Genomic DNA, 15,505 nt, shown 5'->3' on the forward strand with positions numbered 1-15,505 from the left:
TATTAATATGAAAAAGCATCACAGCAATTGTTTACTACGTTATTATAATAAAGCGATAAACCAAAAAAGTCAAGAGAAAATTATGATTTTATTAAAAATCTTATTAATCCAAAAAATAAAAATAGATTTATGTTATAATTTTATTACTGATCTTGATTGGAGGCTGTTACAAAAATGATTAAGCAAGTGCAGAAAAAAATAATCATACTGGCTTTATTCGCTGGGGAAATTATGATGAAAAGCGGTGCAGAAATCTATAGGGTAGAAGATACGATTACAAGAATATGCAGAGCTTGTAATATTCCATATGTGGAGGTTTTTGTTACTCCAACAGGAATTTTTTTGTCTTTAGATAAAGGCGATGATAGTGAAATGTTCACCTTTATTAAAAGGATAAAGGGAACGGGAACTGACTTGGGTAAAATATCTGAAATTAATCAGTTCTCAAGAGATTTTGTAAGTACGGATTTATCTATTGAAGCTGGCATGGAACGTCTGAAACAGATAGGACAAGGTAAACCGTATAATATTTGGATAAGAAGTCTGGGTGCGGCTTTCGCCTGCGCTTTTTTCTGTTTAATGTTTAAGGGGAGTCTTCAGGATTTTGCCTGTGCTTTTGTAATAGGGGCTTCTAGTTATTTATTGTCATTAGGTTTTGATCAGATTGAAACGAATTATTTTATAAAAGGTTTTTGTTGTACAGCATTTGCCGCATTTCTAGCATTGCTAAGTACCACAGTAGGACTGGGAAACAACTCTGGACCTATTACTATTGGGGCCCTTATGCTCTTTGTTCCAGGGGTAGCAATCACCAATGCAATAAGGGATTTTCTTGCAAGTGATATGTTATCTGGATTAGCAAGAGCTGCAGAAGCATTTTTTATAGCAGTTTCACTAGCTACGGGAGCCGGCGTTGTGCTTAGGCTATGGGTTCTATTCGGAGGTGATATCATATGACATACTTTTTACAATTTGTATTTGGATTTGTATCAACTGTAGGTTTCGCCATATTATTTCATGTTCCAAAGAGAAACATTCTTATGTCCAGTCTGGTTGGGGGAATAGGCTGGGTTGTATTTGCCTATTGTCGTAATGATTATGGAAGTGCCTTACTTGGGTGCTTTTTAGGAGCATGTATGGTAGGCTTACTAGCCGACATATTTTCCAGGGTATATAAGGAAACAGCTACGGTGTATATAATTCCAGGAATTATACCTTTGGTACCTGGTGCAGGTATGTATTACACCACTTTGTATCTTATAAATGGAGAGCTTGAAAAGGCTGCAACTACAGGCACAGAGACACTTCTTATGGCAGGAAGCATTTCTGTAGGCCTATTAGTAGTTGGTTCCTTTTTTAGAATGCATTATACAATAAAAGGAAAATTCAAAAGAATTATTAGAAAAACATAGAAAATATGCTATAATTAAATATTATCTTCAAACTTGGAGGAATGACTATGAAAAGTATTTTAGTTGTGGATGACAGCCAATTTAACTTAATGGTTGTACAGAAAGCATTAGAAAAAGATTATGAAGTTACTACAAAGCTAAATGGAAAAGAAGGCATTAAATTTGCTAAAAATAATGCGGTGGATTTGATTTTGCTTGATATAGAAATGGCGGAAATTAGCGGAATTGATACGATTAAGCTGTTAAAGAAGGATTCTAGACTTGCTAAAATACCTACTATATTTTTAACGGGCTTAACAGATCATGAAGTGGAAAGAACTTGTCTGGACTTAGGAGCAAGAGATTTTATTACAAAGCCTTTCAATGAACCGGTTATGTTACAAAGAATAAAAATGGTTCTGGAACTTGAAGATTTAAGAAAGAATCTTGAGAGGCAGGTTAGATATAAAACCGAGGAATTAGAAAAACTAACGGCTAAAATTATTACTACATTTGCAAATAGTATAGACCCTATTACTGATTTGTGGAGCAGGATGTATATTGAAGAAAAGACCAACTCTGCAATCAGCCAATTTTCTCTCACAGGGGCGCTAGCAGTTATAGACATAGATAATTTTAGACTGATTAATGATGCATTAGGATATGAACAAGGTAATATCTGTTTGAAAACGGTTGGTGAGACAATTAGAAGTATTATTAGGGAACCAGATGTTGCAGCAAGGGCTTCTGCTGATGAGTTCCTAATATATTTTCCTAAGGCTAATACCAGGGAAGAGGCTCTTGTCAAAGTTAAAGAGATTTTCCATCAAGCAGCAAACATGCTAGAAAAAAATAAATTCCATGGGATTACATTATCAGCAGGAATTGCGATGACAATTGAGGTGGGAGAAAGTTTTGACCTGCTTTATTATAGTGCAGAAAAAGTTTTACACGGAATAAAACTGAATGGCAAAAATAGTATTGGATTCTATAGTCAGAAAGAAGAATAAAATGGAACAAGTTAGACCATGGATATTTTGACGCACAGATTTTAAGGCCGTATAACGACAGAATATGGAAATATGGCGGCTCATGGGAAAATCGAAGCCGCTTATTTCATTGGGGAAACTACTGTATAGAAAGTGGATATTTTCATATGATTGCTTTAGGAAGACAGTTACTGGCACAGCAAAGACCTGTAGAGTGCATTATTTATAATAAGTAATGACCTGCTGAATGATAAATAATTAAATATGCTTTTCTATTTTAATTAGTATTTCAGTAACAAAGCAATCTGTATTTTGCGTTGTCCAATAATCGATAAGAAAACGCTCGTAGGATTCTTCATCGCAGATATAATTGTTCTCGGAAGCCCAATTATAAATCTTATCATAAGTGTTTTCAATGGTTTCATGAGCTCCAATGTGATAACAGCAAGCATAAACCTGCCCACCAAATGTTTTTGTCTGGGTTTCGGGCGTAACGTTTAAAACGGGTTGCTGCATAACAGTAACTTTAGTTTTTTCTCTACCTAATTTTGATTTAGACGAAGGAAAGTTTAATATGATGACACCAGCAACTTCATTTCCTATGGCTTCTATATAATTAGTAAATTCAATGTTTATGATAGCTTCTTTATAATTATAATTAAAATTCTGTTCCATACAGCAAAAAGTCGAAGGTTCAATATATTTTACAGCAACTTCATGAACATCATTTTTTCTTATAAGTTCCGCTTCTGTAATCAGTTGTAACCAGCCTTCTATGGCAGCATATTTCTGATATATGCCATTTTCCATTTCTTTTAGCCGTTCTAATTTTTCTTTAAACAGCTTTTCGTGAATGACAAATGAATTTTCATCCACAAGGTCTTTTATTACTTCAAGAGAGAACCCCATTTGCTTATAATATTTTATAACAGGAATATAAGCTAAGGTTTCTTTGCTGTAGAATCTGTAGTTGTTTTCTCCGAGTTTATCCGGGTGAATAAGGCCAATCTTATCGTAATATCTTAAAGTATTTGTAGGTATATTACAGATTTTACTAAATTCCCCGACAGAATAAAATTCTTTTATATCCTTCATAGTAAATCCTCAATATTATATAAATTTTAACTTATATTATAGCATACAAGGGTTTTAGACAGTTGAATTTTCTTGAAAATAAATTAAAAGCATACTATGAAGGTCGAATACATAGTATGCTTTTAATATGAACGAAGTTTTTTTTAGGTTAGTTTTATCATCTACTATAGTATAAGCTGTTCCCTAAGGTATAAGGTCAAGAGCTTTTTAAAATATATTTTGGATATGTTATTGGTAATATTTGAGGGATAAAATGAAACGATTTTATAATATAAGCTTACTTAATAGGATTAAATTCTATAAATTTACAGTAAAAATTCAGGATATATTATAATTATTACATAATGAGGTAAATCTAAAACATTACCCTAGGATTAAGGTTATAAAATATATTCCATGATTTTCTTGACAGATATATATTTGTTTATTATTATGTAAGTAAGTACTTACTTACATAGGAGGTTAATTATGTTTCAAGATATTCATCCCACTAAATTATCAATTCTTAAAGCAGCTGTGGAAGTGTTTGGGCAGAAGGGTTTTAATGGAGCAACCACAAAAGAAATTGCGCAGGCTGCAGGTATTTCGGAAGGAACCATTTTTAGACATTTTACTAATAAAACGGAAGTTCTATATGAGGTGGTTAACAGTATGGTACCGTCAATAGGTGTTGAGACACTGAAAAAAACCATTGAAGAAAGCAAGAGCCTTGATGCAAGGAAAGCTTTACAGCATATCATGCAAAACCGGTTTAAAACCATTAGTGAATCAAAAGTATTTATGCGTATTATTTTTACTGAGATACAGTATGATGCAGATTTACGTAATATCTATTTAAAGCGGGTGTATGAACCCATTTGCATGATCCTAAGGAGCTTTTTTGAAGAAAGGATGGAAAAAGGAGAGTTTAAAAAGCTGGATTCAGAGCTTATAATAAATGTCTTTATGTCTTATATCTTTTTTTCTATAGAAACTCAGGAGTTATTAGAAGATGCGCACAAACGTGAGTTTTTAGATCAGATTTCATCAATAGAATTCACTGATTTATTGTTAGATGGAATAAAAGGAAGTGAAAGAAATGAAGAAATTTAGAAGTTATATTTTGTTCCTCTTCGTCATGATTTTTCTTCTTAGTGGATGTGCATCTTTTCGAGAAGAAGCTAAAACTGTTAGCTCAGAACAAAAAGATGGAAATCAGGTAGTTCAGGATTCCAATACAGTTGAAGAAGGTGAATTGAGCGGTAAAGCAGAAGCGGGGGAAAGCGTCATAGTAATGAGCAAGTCAACTGGCAAAGCTGCAGAAATATTAGTAGACGTTGGTTCAGAAGTTAAAAAAGGTCAGGTTTTACTTCACTTGGATTCCCGGGATCTAGCTGCAAGTGTGGAGGTGGCTAAAGCAAACTTGCAAAATGCAAATATTGCTTATAAGTATGCTTTAGAAAATGAGCAGAGGGCAAGGCAGCTTAATCAGGAAGGCGCAATGAGCAACGCTGATTATGATAATGGCTATGCCAGTGTTTTAGAACGTGCAGAAAGTACAGTAGCCCTGGCTCAGGCGAATTTGGATAAAGCACAAATTGCGTATGATGATAGTATAGTTACTGCACCAATGGATGGGACTGTAACAAAAGCAAATGTCAAGGCTGGGGAATTAGTAAATCCTCAGACACAAGTTTTTACTATTGTTAATTTAAATCAAATTAAAATCGACCTTTTTGTTAATGAAAAGAAAATTAATTCTTTAAAAGTAGGTCAGAGTTACAAAGTTAACCTTGCTGCAATCCCAGACCAGACATTCAGTGGTATAATTGCAGATATTTCACAGGCAAAGGATACAGCTTCTAAAGCTTATCCAGTACGGATCACTGTTGAAAATCCTAATCATGTGATAAAGGATGGTATGTTCGCACAGGTATATTTATCCTCCACAGATGATGGCAAGATAAGCAGACCGGGAGGTGATGAGTAAAATGAAAAATAAAAAAGTAATCATTATTCTTAGTTCATTAGTTATTATATTAGTTGCAGTCTGGTTATATTTTGCTTATCAGGACAATCATTTTATTGTAACCGAGGATGCTAAGGTGGATGCTACCATTGTCAAGGTAAGCCCTCAGATCAGTGGTAAAATCACGGATGTTAATTTTGATGAAAATCAGCTTGTAGAAGAAAATCAAATGATTGCCAGACAGTCAGATGAGACTCTTGCATCAGGTGCCAATGTAGATATGACTGTCATAAGAACTCCCATCAGTGGCCAGATTATTAAAAAAATGGCTAGTGCGGGCGAAATGGGGTCCCCTTCTAATCCCATTGCATTAATGGTGAATCCAAATGAATTATACATAACTGCTAACATTGAAGAAGATAAAATTGAATTGGTGGAAGAGGGACAGGAAGTCCGTTTTACGGTGGATTCATTCCCAAAGGTATGGTTTAGAGGAAAAGTGGAATCTATTGGGAGTGCTTCTACTTCAGTTTCTTCACTGTTATCTACGCAGAGTAGTGGAAATTCATTTATAAAAGTGACCCAGCGAATACCAGTAAAAATTAGCTTTAGTGGTAAATATGAAGAAAAGCTGCTTCCAGGAATGAATGCTAAGATAAAAATCTATTTGTAGGGGGATATATTTATGAATTCATCTATTCCGTTGAAAGAAGAGGCTAAACTGCCTGTCCTCCCACTTACAGTGGTGGTTATTGGCGCTTTTATGTCCTTCCTAGATAGTAGTATCGTAAATGTTGCACTTCCACATATGATGTCTGTTTTCGGTGTATCAAGTAGTGATATGCAATGGGTTTTAACTGCCTACATGCTTACGTCGGGTATTGTTATTCCTACTAGTGCATTTCTATGTGAACGATTTGGACATCGTCGGGTTTATATTGTTTCATTGATTATTTTTACTATTGGTTCCGCTTTGTGTGGGATTTCATGGAGCCTTAACATGATTATTGCTTCCAGAATTATTCAGGCCATTGGAGGTGGATTGATTATTCCTGTCAGTATGGCAATTGTATATAATTTGGCACCCCGTGAAAAAATGGGAACAGCAATGGGAATTTGGGGCCTGGCCGCCATTTTGGGACCATCTGTGGGCCCTACATTAGGAGGGTATTTGCTGGATACCCTAAGCTGGGAATGGATATTCTTCGTTAATTTGCCTATTGGACTGATTACCATTCTGCTTTGCCCATTCTATTTAAAGGAAACAACGATTAATAAGAAAATAAACTTTGATATGTTAGGAACTCTGTTTATTGCAGTTTCGTGCTTTTCTCTACTACTGGCGCTGAGCAAAGGCACTGAATGGGGGTGGAAATCTCAAAGTATCATTTCTTTGCTGCTTGTATGCCTGTTTACATTAGCGGCATTTATTGTATGGGAGGGTTCCATAGCTAATCCACTTATTGATATCCGGGTTTTTAAAAATAAAGTGGTTGTTTCCAGCATGATATCCATGTCTTTGATAACGATAGGAATGATGGGAGTTATCTTTATTATTCCAATTTATGCTGAGAATCTGTTAGGCTATTCTCCTCTGAAAACTGGTATTATAATGATGCCTATGGCATTGGTTTCGGCATTCCTTATGCCAGTCAGTGGGAAAATATATGATAAGTATGGGGCATTTTATGTTGGGATTATTGGTGTGTTAATCGCTATAATAACCACGTATAACTTAAAGGCTCTGAGCTTGGACACATCATATAGTAATTTACAGATTATGCTGGCGGTACGTTCCATTGGATTTGGCTTGGCACTAATGCCAATTTCAAATGCTGCCATGGGTGCGGTACCTGAAGCTTTAGCGCCCACTGCGTCTGCAGTGGTGAACACAGTTCGTCAGGTTGCCAGTTCTCTGGGAATTGCCATTATGAATTATGTTCTTGTGGTGAAGCAAGCCTATCATCAGGATGTTTTACATGATCTTATTAATTATGGCTCATTTACTGCATGCCAAGCCATTAATCGATTACAGGCACTGCTGATGTCAATGGGAACAGATAGCCCTTCAGCCAATATTCAGGCTTTGGGTATTATAAAAGGTCTTATAGTTCGCCAGGGTGCCATGGACTCGATTATTGATAGTATCATGACCTTAGTATTCATGTTGCTAATAACCGTACCATTTATTTTCTTCTTAACACCAAAAAAAGTTGAAGGAGCGCGGCTTCGTCAACAAAAGCAGCTGGAGGAGGATATCTAAGGATTCCTTGTATATTTTTAGGATTGCTTATAGTATAATGAGCAAAAGAAAGTCTGAAAGGAAGGGGTATATGCTGACAAGATATTTGGAAAAAATGACATATATATATGATACCATGGATTCCGTTTTAATTACAAATGTCGACGGAATCATTGAATACTGTGCCATTTTTAATGAAAAAGATAATTCTATTAAGAATGAAGGGTACACTGGCAAATATCTTTTAGATGTTTACCCTGAATTAACGGAGCAAACCAGCACTCATTTTAGAGTTATGAGGAGTGGCGAGGCAATTATTGAAGAAATTCAAACTTTAACGGACTTCAATGGAAAAAAGCTGGCATTTGTAAGCAATACATATCCAATTGAGGTGGATGGAAAGATAGTAGGAGCCATAGAAGGAACCGTTATACTTTCCGAATCAGGACTTCCATACAGCAAAAGATTTAAAGAAAAAAGGGAAAATAGCGAAAAAAATCTTTATACAGTAGACAATCTAATAGGAGAAGACAACAGAATGCTTGTTGTAAGGGAAAAAATTTTGCGTGCAGCGGAGGGTGACTCTTCTGTAATGGTAACAGGAGAAACAGGAACGGGAAAAGAAATAGTAGCTCAAGCTATTCATAGCCACAGTAGAAGGAAAAAGCAAGCGTTTATTTCACAGAATTGTTCAGCTATACCAGCGAGTTTATTAGAAAGTACCTTGTTTGGAACTGTTAAAGGTAGCTATACTGGAGCAGAGGATCGAAAAGGTCTTTTTGAATTGGCAGATAAAGGCACTATGTTTCTTGATGAATTAAACTCTATGGATGTTGAATTGCAGGGGAAGATTTTAAAAGCAGTAGAGGAACAAAAAATTAGAAGACTGGGTTCAGAAAAAGAAAGAAAAATAGATGTAAGAATTATTTCTGCTATGAATGAAGAAGCTAATGAGGCCATAGAAAAAGGTAAAATAAGGAAAGATTTGTATTACAGATTGGGCGTATTTCAAATAAAATTACCCTTGTTAAAGGAACGAAAACAAGATATCCCTTTACTGATAAAGTACTATATTAATTTTTACAACGAAAAGGAAGGGCGCACTATTGAGGCTTGTAGTGAGCTGGCAGAAAGACTCCTTGTAGATTATGAATGGCCCGGAAATGTGAGAGAGTTAAAAAACGTTATTGAATACGCATTTAATATGACAAAAGCAAAGACTATAACAATAACAGATTTACCAGATTATCTTCTCTATGAGAAAAAAGAAGATACCCATTACGGGAATCAGTCAGACTGGGAAACAGCTTTGGAAGATGGAGAGCCTCTGGCCCTCATCATTGATAATTACGAATGTAAAATCATAAGGACAGTGCTTCGGGAAAGCGCTAATATCACAGAGGCTGCAAATAAGCTTGGCGTAAGCAGGCAGGCATTGAATTATAAGATCAAAAAATATAAATTAGAAATTAAAAAATAAAATAAGGCGATTACAAAAGAGAAAAAAATTTTGCAGGACATATGCAAAATTTTTTTCTTTTTTATTGGTTTTTAAAGAAATAGAGGCTCAAAGTTTAATGTGAGCAAAACATATATAACCGGAAAGGCTTGAAAACAACAGGATAATTAAGATATAGTATAAAATATAATGAAAATTCGCAATATTGGCATAACGCTTGCTTCATATAAAGGTAAAATATAAGACAAAATCTAAGGAGGAAAATTATGATGAAATATGGTTGTCAGTCAATGGTAGAAGAAATTGAAGCAATATTAATTAAAAGACCTCAGGAAGCATTTATTAATCAAGAAAATCTTAATAACACATGGGAAGAGTTTAAATATTTCGGATGTCCTGATTATGAAACCGTGTTAAAGGAATATGAGGTGTTTGAAAAAATCATCAGGGATAATGTAAAAGACGTTTATACACTTCCATATGATTCAAAGACCGGATTAGACTCTATTTATGCGCACGATCCACTAAAGATTACGAGAAAAGGGGCTATTTATTTTCCTATGGGTAAGGTATTAAGAGGTAAAGAATATCTTGCAACAAAAGAATATCTTGAGAAAATAGGTATACCTACATTAGGTGAGATTAAAGCTCCAGGAAAAATGGAAGGCGGAGATGTTCTTTGGATAGATGAAAAAACCGTTGCCATAGGAAGAGGATACAGAACCAATGATGAGGGAATCAGACAATTTAAAGAATTGACGAAGGAAGTCGTAGATGAATATATAATTGTGCCAATGCCTCATGGAGATGGTGTGGATGCTTGTCTGCATTTAATGAGTATTATCAGTTTTGTAGATTATGATAAGGCAGTTGTTTATTCTAAATACATGCCAGTTTTCTTTAGAGAATATTTAATGGAAAAAGGCATCACACTGGTTGAAGCTGATGATGACGAATATGATTATTTAGGAACAAACCTGCTAGCGTTAAAGCCTGGCAAGGTAGTATTAATTAAAGGCTGCCCTAAAATCCAGAAAAAGCTTGAGGAATTGGGAGTAGAAGTACTGACTTATGAGGGAAAAGAACTTTCTTACAGAGGAACAGGAGGTCCAACCTGCTTAACAGCTCCTTTGTTAAGGAAATAAGCGTATAAGAGGTATTTAGCATTTAATTCAGAAAGGCAGTGTCTGTGATGGAAAATAAAAATCATGTGTTAGAAGGAATCGGACCAAAAATTGAACATATACTTCTTAATTATATTGAGGCGCAAAGCTTTACTTTCACTGAAGGTGAGAAAGATGCTGAAAGATATTTAATGAAATTTTTTTCCAATATAAAATATTTTAAAGATTATCCTCAATATTATGGAACTTATAAAATTGAAGGAGACCCATTCAACAGAGCTGTTTCATATGCAATGGTAAAAGGTGAAGGGAATGACGCAGTTGTATTAGTACATCATAATGATGTTGTTGAAGTTGAGGACTATAAATTGCTTGAGCCTTTTGCTTTTTCACCTAAGCCTCTTGAAGAAGAACTTATGAAAATTAAGGACTCATTGCAAGATGAAGCCCAAATAGATCTAATGGAGGGAAGCTATTTATTTGGGAGAGGGACTTGTGATATGAAGGGTGGCGGCGCTATACAACTTGCCCTTTTGGAAAGATATAGTGAGATTAAAGGCTTTAGGGGGAATGTGATCGTTATTGCCGTTCCGGATGAAGAGAATTTGTCAGCAGGAATGCGTTCTGCAGTTAGCTTGTTAAAAGTTTTAAAGAATAAATATAATTTTAACTATAAGCTCATGATAAATTCTGAGCCGCATCAAAGAAAAGATAAAGAAAAAGGAGTGTTCTCACAAGGATCTGTAGGAAAAATAATGCCGTTTGTATATGTAAGAGGGTATTTATCACATATTGGAAAGGTTTTCGAAGGTTTTAATCCTCTAAACCTTATGAGCGAAATTGTAAGAAATACGGAACTCAATATAGACTTCAGTGATATAGTGGGCAGTGAAATGGCACCGCCTCCTACTTGGCTGTACCTTAAGGATAATAAAAAGCAGTATGATGTATCCATGCCGTTATCTGTAGCAGGCTGCTTCAGCATATTGACACTGAATCGCACACCACAAGAAATCATGGAAAAGGTTAAAGATATCTGCTTTAAATCATTTGAAGACATTCTTGAGCAAATGGGGCAGAGTTATAAAGCATTTGCCAAGGTGAAGAAGCTTCCCTCAGGGACTTTGCCATGGAAAGTAAATGTGGTGGCTTTTGCTGAGCTTTATGAAGAAGCATGTAAAAACTATGGAGAAAAATTTATTGAAAGCTATAAAGTTATTGCTAAAAGTATTGAAACAAAATTTAACAGAGGGCAATGCACCATAATAGAATGTAATTTTGAATTAGTTGAATTTGTTTACCAATATATTAATGATATCTCACCAAGAGTAGTATACGGATTGGTTCCACCATACTATCCAAATGTATCAAATGTATATTACAAAGGACTAAGTAAAGAAATTTCAAATTTATCTGAACAGCTATGTAACTATACTAAAAACGAGTTTGGACAGATATATGAAACCGAGGAGTTTTATACAGGAATTTCTGACCTTAGCTATACCAGTATCGGAGACGGAGAGGAAACGGTTAAAACTTTGGAAACGTATATGCCTTTATTTGGAGATTTTTACTCCATACCAGTCAGTGATATTGAAGAGATTTCAATGCCTTGTATAAATATCGGGCCGTGGGGAAAGGATTTCCACAAGCTTACGGAGAGAGTTTATAAAGATGATTTGTATAATCGCACACCCAAAATAATAAATAAAGCCATTGCCTTGCTGTTTAATATTCCTGAATTATTATAAGGAGGAACAATTATGGATAACAAACCAAGAGAAGCCCCGAGTGACAGTAAGCTTGAACGTAAATTAAAACCAAGACAAATGAACATGATTGCAATAGGAGGAGCAATCGGTACAGGGCTATTTGTCGCTACAGGGTCTTCCATTAGTACAGCCGGACCTGGAGGTACGATGATTGCCTATATGGTTATCGGTGTAGCTGTATATTTTATGATGACTGCTTTAGGAGAAATGGCAACGTATCTGCCTGTTGCAGGGGCCTTTGAATTGTATTCAAAAAAATACGTAGATCCAGCCTTTGGATTTGCCATGGGATGGAACTATTGGTATTGCAGCACAATGACTATAGCAACTGAATTGGTTGCATCTGCTATTGTAATGAAATTTTGGTTTCCTGACAGCCCTTCCGCTATGTGGAGTGCTATATTCATAGTGCTGCTATTAGCACTTAATATGGTTTCAGTCAGCATATTCGGTGAATCTGAATTTTGGTTTGCAGGTATAAAAGTTGTAACAATTATTATCTTTCTAGTTGTAGGCGTATTCATGATATTTGGTATTTTTACAAATGACAATCCTGGATTCTCAAATTGGACTACAGAGGAGGCACCATTTGTAGGAGGGCCTTTTGGTGTATTTGGCATTTTAATGGTAGCAGGATTTTCTTTTATAGGGGTTGAAGCCACAGCTATTGCTGCGGGAGAATGTGTAAATCCTGCAAAAACTGTTCCAAAAGCCATTAACAGTGTATTTTGGAGGATACTTATATTTTATATAGGAGCGATTTTTGTAGTGGCAACATTAATTCCTTATACGGATCCTAACTTATTAAGTGCGGATGTTGATAATGTGGCCGTTAGTCCATTTACGATTGTATTTGAAAAAAGTGGCATCGCTATGGCAGCTTCTGTAATGAATGCGGTAATACTTACGTCAATTCTTTCATGTGGAAATTCTACCTTATACTCGGCAAGTCGTTTGCTTTATTCAATGGCAGTTTCCAATCATGCACCTAAATTTTTCGCAAAGACAAGTGCCAAAGGAGTGCCAATTTATGCAGTATTTGGAACTATGATTATAGCTTGTTTGTGCTTTTTAACTTCTTTTGCTGGGGATAGTGTGGTTTACACATGGTTGTATAATGCAACGGGGCTTACAGGCTTCATGACATGGTTTGGTGTTTGTATCTGTCATTTAAGATTTAGGAAGGCCTTTACTAAACAAGGAAAAGATCTTTCCGTGCTTAAATATAAAACAAAATTTTATCCTTATGGAACCATACTTTCACTCATCATATCGGGGGCCGTAATTATCGGCCAAGGCTATTATGCATTTTCAGAATCAGGGGTTGACTGGTATGGTATTTTGGTAGCCTATATAGGCTTACCTGTTATGATTGCATTATATGTTTTAAGAAAGATTATAAAGAAAACTAAGATTGTGCCTCTTGAAGAAATGGATCTAACAAGGAATGATATACTACAAGAATAACTATAAGTATTAAGATAAAAAACTATGCAAACTTGTTAGATGGGCAGACTGACGGGTTTGCATTTTCTGCAATAAATACTTACAAAGGTTATTGTTGTATTATCTTGTCACTGCTATTTGTCAAATAAGAGAGAAATAAAACGAATTTTGACGTATAAAAGGATGTTACTTTAATAAATAATTAGGGTATTATTTTGTTAAAGAATTTTATCGATTTATTTATGTAATTTGCTGAATTCAAAAAGTGTAGTGAAATAAAAATTGCAGTTAAAGTAAAGAAAGGATGGGATTTTATGGGTAGTACAAATAAAATTTATGCAGCTTATGGAAGTAACATGTGTTTGCAACAAATGGCTCGAAAATGTCCTTTTGCAAGAGTAATAGGTGTTGGGGTATTAGAAAATTATAAACTTACTTTTAGAGGAATTCGCAAGGGAGTTGCCACCATAGAAAGATGTGAAGGTGCAAGTATACCAGTTGTATTATGGACTATTACAAAAAAGTGTGAGAAAGCCCTGGATTCTTATGAAGGTTTTCCTAAACTATTTATGAAAGAACAAGTGGAGGTTAAATTTGAGAATGCCAGTATAGAGGCAATGGCTTACGTTATGGTAGATAAGTATTGTAAAATACCTGTCAAGCCTAGTCTTTATTACATAGAAACAATACAACGAGGTTATGAAAATCACGGAATTATTATGGACGGGCTGTTTAATGCAGTCCAGGATGTATATAGAGAATTAGCAATTAGTAAATATTCTTAAAGAAGAGATTGTAATAAACATAAGCTTAGTTAATAATAAATACATAAAAGATTTACCTGATGATTTTGGACAAGCGGGTAAATCTTTTTTTATTAAAGCTACATCTTGTTTATAAGAAGTAAATATAGTAAAATTAAAAAATTATGGATAAAAAGAGAAAGTATATTGTAACAGTCCATTTTAGGAAAGGAAATTTATATGCAGAATCATGACTGCCAGATTAAAATTAGAAATATCAGCGTAAGAAAAGCATATTTCCTGATTTTCGCATATGCGCTTTCTGTAATAATAGCAATTATTGTTTATATTACAGGAGGTACAGCTAACGTATTTACTAATTTTATGTATATACCAATTGCTATTGTATCGGTTACTAACGGTATAAAACATGGAGTAATCAATGCAGTAACCAATGCCTTACTCATGGGTATTTTAATGTCTCTAGAAGTGTCTACTGATTTAATGCAGGACTTGTTTGATTGGGTCATCAGAATGTTGATATACTCAATGATAGCATTCATTATTGGCTATTTTGTAGAACAGAGGAATAAAGAGTTTCAAAAGAATATAGATAATGAAAAAGAGATAAATGAAGAGCAAATAGCCATGATTTTTGCTTTGGTTAAGTTGTCAGAATCAAGGGATAATTATTTGGATATGCACATAGAAAGGGTTGGGTCATTATGTGAATTTCTTGCATGTAAATTGGAGAACGTACCTCAATATTCTAATTATGTTAGCAGTAATGATTATGCAGAGGATATTCTTAAAGCCAGTCAGCTACATGACATTGGTAAAGTTGGCGTACCAGACAGGATTTTACTTAAGCCGGGGAAACTCTCTGCTGAAGAATTTGACATTATGAAGAAACATACAACAATCGGAGCAAATACTTTACAAGAGGTAAAAGAAAAATACCCACACAATAAATTTTTGGATATGGCAATTAATATTGCCCGCTTTCATCATGAAAAGTGGGATGGTACAGGCTATCCTCAGGGAGTATCTGGAGAAAATATCCCATTATCAGCAAGGGTTATGGCGCTTGTTGATGTTTATGACGCCCTCAGGACAAAGCGGGTTTACAAAGAAGCTTATTCACATGCTAAAAGTATAGAAATAATTAAAGAAGGTGAAGGCAGACATTTCGATCCTTTGATAACTAGAGTTTTTCTTGAAAACGAAAACGAATTTAGAAATATATATGAAAAATTGGTAGCAAATGAAGTAAATATACAGGTATCTTAGTACATT

14 protein-coding genes are annotated in these 15,505 nt (G+C 34.9%); 13 read left to right on the forward strand and 1 reads right to left on the reverse strand.

The features are described 5' to 3' along the window. Positions 1 to 174 precede the first annotated feature (174 nt). The 3 genes from RTW14_RS12470 to RTW14_RS12480 are packed head-to-tail and all read left to right on the forward strand — an operon-like array spanning position 175 to position 2,401. Positions 175 to 957, forward strand: coding sequence for a threonine/serine exporter family protein (locus RTW14_RS12470; RefSeq protein ID WP_312651862.1), 783 nt, complete (start codon positions 175 to 177; stop codon positions 955 to 957). Continuing rightward, positions 954 to 1,412: a threonine/serine exporter family protein gene (locus tag RTW14_RS12475; protein ID WP_312651864.1), complete on the forward strand. Its 459-nt coding sequence runs from the start codon at positions 954 to 956 to the stop codon at positions 1,410 to 1,412. Before RTW14_RS12470 ends, RTW14_RS12475 begins: the two co-directional genes overlap by 4 nt. A 47-nt stretch (positions 1,413 to 1,459) precedes the next feature. Beyond that, positions 1,460 to 2,401 carry a GGDEF domain-containing response regulator gene (locus tag RTW14_RS12480; RefSeq protein ID WP_312651866.1) on the forward strand — a complete coding sequence of 314 codons (942 nt, stop codon included), beginning with the start codon at positions 1,460 to 1,462 and terminating at the stop codon, positions 2,399 to 2,401. Positions 2,402 to 2,638: 237 nt separating this feature from the next. Here the strand turns inward: RTW14_RS12480 and RTW14_RS12485 are convergent, their stop codons facing one another. Beyond that, positions 2,639 to 3,475 carry a MerR family transcriptional regulator gene (locus tag RTW14_RS12485; protein ID WP_312651868.1) on the reverse strand — a complete coding sequence of 279 codons (837 nt, stop codon included), beginning with the start codon at positions 3,473 to 3,475 and terminating at the stop codon, positions 2,639 to 2,641. A 468-nt stretch (positions 3,476 to 3,943) separates the two neighbouring features. Between RTW14_RS12485 and RTW14_RS12490 the strand changes: the two genes are divergently transcribed. From RTW14_RS12490 to RTW14_RS12535, 10 genes are all read left to right on the forward strand, one after another. Beyond that, positions 3,944 to 4,567, forward strand: coding sequence for a TetR/AcrR family transcriptional regulator (locus RTW14_RS12490; protein ID WP_312651870.1), 624 nt, complete (start codon positions 3,944 to 3,946; stop codon positions 4,565 to 4,567). Continuing rightward, positions 4,554 to 5,444: an efflux RND transporter periplasmic adaptor subunit gene (locus RTW14_RS12495; protein ID WP_312651873.1), complete on the forward strand. Its 891-nt coding sequence runs from the start codon at positions 4,554 to 4,556 to the stop codon at positions 5,442 to 5,444. Before RTW14_RS12490 ends, RTW14_RS12495 begins: the two co-directional genes overlap by 14 nt. Position 5,445: 1 nt before the next feature. Further along, a complete protein-coding gene (locus RTW14_RS12500) occupies positions 5,446 to 6,096 on the forward strand; it encodes an HlyD family secretion protein (protein ID WP_312651875.1) in 651 nt (216 codons plus the stop codon). Positions 6,097 to 6,108: 12 nt separating this feature from the next. Beyond that, positions 6,109 to 7,686 carry a DHA2 family efflux MFS transporter permease subunit gene (locus tag RTW14_RS12505; RefSeq protein ID WP_312651877.1) on the forward strand — a complete coding sequence of 526 codons (1,578 nt, stop codon included), beginning with the start codon at positions 6,109 to 6,111 and terminating at the stop codon, positions 7,684 to 7,686. Between the two features lie 70 nt (positions 7,687 to 7,756). Beyond that, a complete protein-coding gene (locus RTW14_RS12510; RefSeq protein WP_312651879.1) occupies positions 7,757 to 9,145 on the forward strand; it encodes a sigma-54 interaction domain-containing protein in 1,389 nt (462 codons plus the stop codon). Between the two features lie 245 nt (positions 9,146 to 9,390). Beyond that, complete coding sequence (locus RTW14_RS12515) at positions 9,391 to 10,269, forward strand: dimethylarginine dimethylaminohydrolase family protein (protein ID WP_312651882.1); 879 nt, start codon at positions 9,391 to 9,393, stop codon at positions 10,267 to 10,269. 47 nt (positions 10,270 to 10,316) lie between these two features. Further along, positions 10,317 to 11,999, forward strand: coding sequence for a M20/M25/M40 family metallo-hydrolase (locus tag RTW14_RS12520; RefSeq protein WP_312651884.1), 1,683 nt, complete (start codon positions 10,317 to 10,319; stop codon positions 11,997 to 11,999). A 12-nt stretch (positions 12,000 to 12,011) separates the two neighbouring features. After that, the gene (locus tag RTW14_RS12525; RefSeq protein WP_312651886.1) at positions 12,012 to 13,487 is read left to right on the forward strand and encodes an amino acid permease; all 1,476 of its coding nucleotides are present in this window, start codon (positions 12,012 to 12,014) and stop codon (positions 13,485 to 13,487) included. A 293-nt stretch (positions 13,488 to 13,780) separates the two neighbouring features. Continuing rightward, entirely contained in the window at positions 13,781 to 14,251 is a 471-nt protein-coding gene (locus tag RTW14_RS12530; RefSeq protein WP_312651888.1) for a gamma-glutamylcyclotransferase family protein, read from the forward strand. A 198-nt stretch (positions 14,252 to 14,449) separates the two neighbouring features. Then, positions 14,450 to 15,499: an HD-GYP domain-containing protein gene (locus RTW14_RS12535; RefSeq protein WP_312651890.1), complete on the forward strand. Its 1,050-nt coding sequence runs from the start codon at positions 14,450 to 14,452 to the stop codon at positions 15,497 to 15,499. Positions 15,500 to 15,505 lie beyond the last annotated feature (6 nt).

This window comes from Aminipila sp. (genome assembly GCF_032051575.1).
Classification (GTDB): Bacteria; Bacillota; Clostridia; order Peptostreptococcales; family Anaerovoracaceae; genus Aminipila.

Bases quoted from the DNA above. Each gene is read 5' to 3' on its own strand.
- RTW14_RS12470 (WP_312651862.1), top strand. From the start codon at position 175: ATGATTAAGCAAGTGCAGAAAAAAATAATCATACTGGCTTTATTCGCT.
- RTW14_RS12475 (WP_312651864.1), top strand. From the start codon at position 954: ATGACATACTTTTTACAATTTGTATTTGGATTTGTATCAACTGTAGGT.
- RTW14_RS12480 (WP_312651866.1), top strand. From the start codon at position 1,460: ATGAAAAGTATTTTAGTTGTGGATGACAGCCAATTTAACTTAATGGTT.
- RTW14_RS12485 (WP_312651868.1), bottom strand. From the start codon at position 3,475: ATGAAGGATATAAAAGAATTTTATTCTGTCGGGGAATTTAGTAAAATC.
- RTW14_RS12490 (WP_312651870.1), top strand. From the start codon at position 3,944: ATGTTTCAAGATATTCATCCCACTAAATTATCAATTCTTAAAGCAGCT.
- RTW14_RS12495 (WP_312651873.1), top strand. From the start codon at position 4,554: ATGAAGAAATTTAGAAGTTATATTTTGTTCCTCTTCGTCATGATTTTT.
- RTW14_RS12500 (WP_312651875.1), top strand. From the start codon at position 5,446: ATGAAAAATAAAAAAGTAATCATTATTCTTAGTTCATTAGTTATTATA.
- RTW14_RS12505 (WP_312651877.1), top strand. From the start codon at position 6,109: ATGAATTCATCTATTCCGTTGAAAGAAGAGGCTAAACTGCCTGTCCTC.
- RTW14_RS12510 (WP_312651879.1), top strand. From the start codon at position 7,757: ATGCTGACAAGATATTTGGAAAAAATGACATATATATATGATACCATG.
- RTW14_RS12515 (WP_312651882.1), top strand. From the start codon at position 9,391: ATGATGAAATATGGTTGTCAGTCAATGGTAGAAGAAATTGAAGCAATA.
- RTW14_RS12520 (WP_312651884.1), top strand. From the start codon at position 10,317: ATGGAAAATAAAAATCATGTGTTAGAAGGAATCGGACCAAAAATTGAA.
- RTW14_RS12525 (WP_312651886.1), top strand. From the start codon at position 12,012: ATGGATAACAAACCAAGAGAAGCCCCGAGTGACAGTAAGCTTGAACGT.
- RTW14_RS12530 (WP_312651888.1), top strand. From the start codon at position 13,781: ATGGGTAGTACAAATAAAATTTATGCAGCTTATGGAAGTAACATGTGT.
- RTW14_RS12535 (WP_312651890.1), top strand. From the start codon at position 14,450: ATGCAGAATCATGACTGCCAGATTAAAATTAGAAATATCAGCGTAAGA.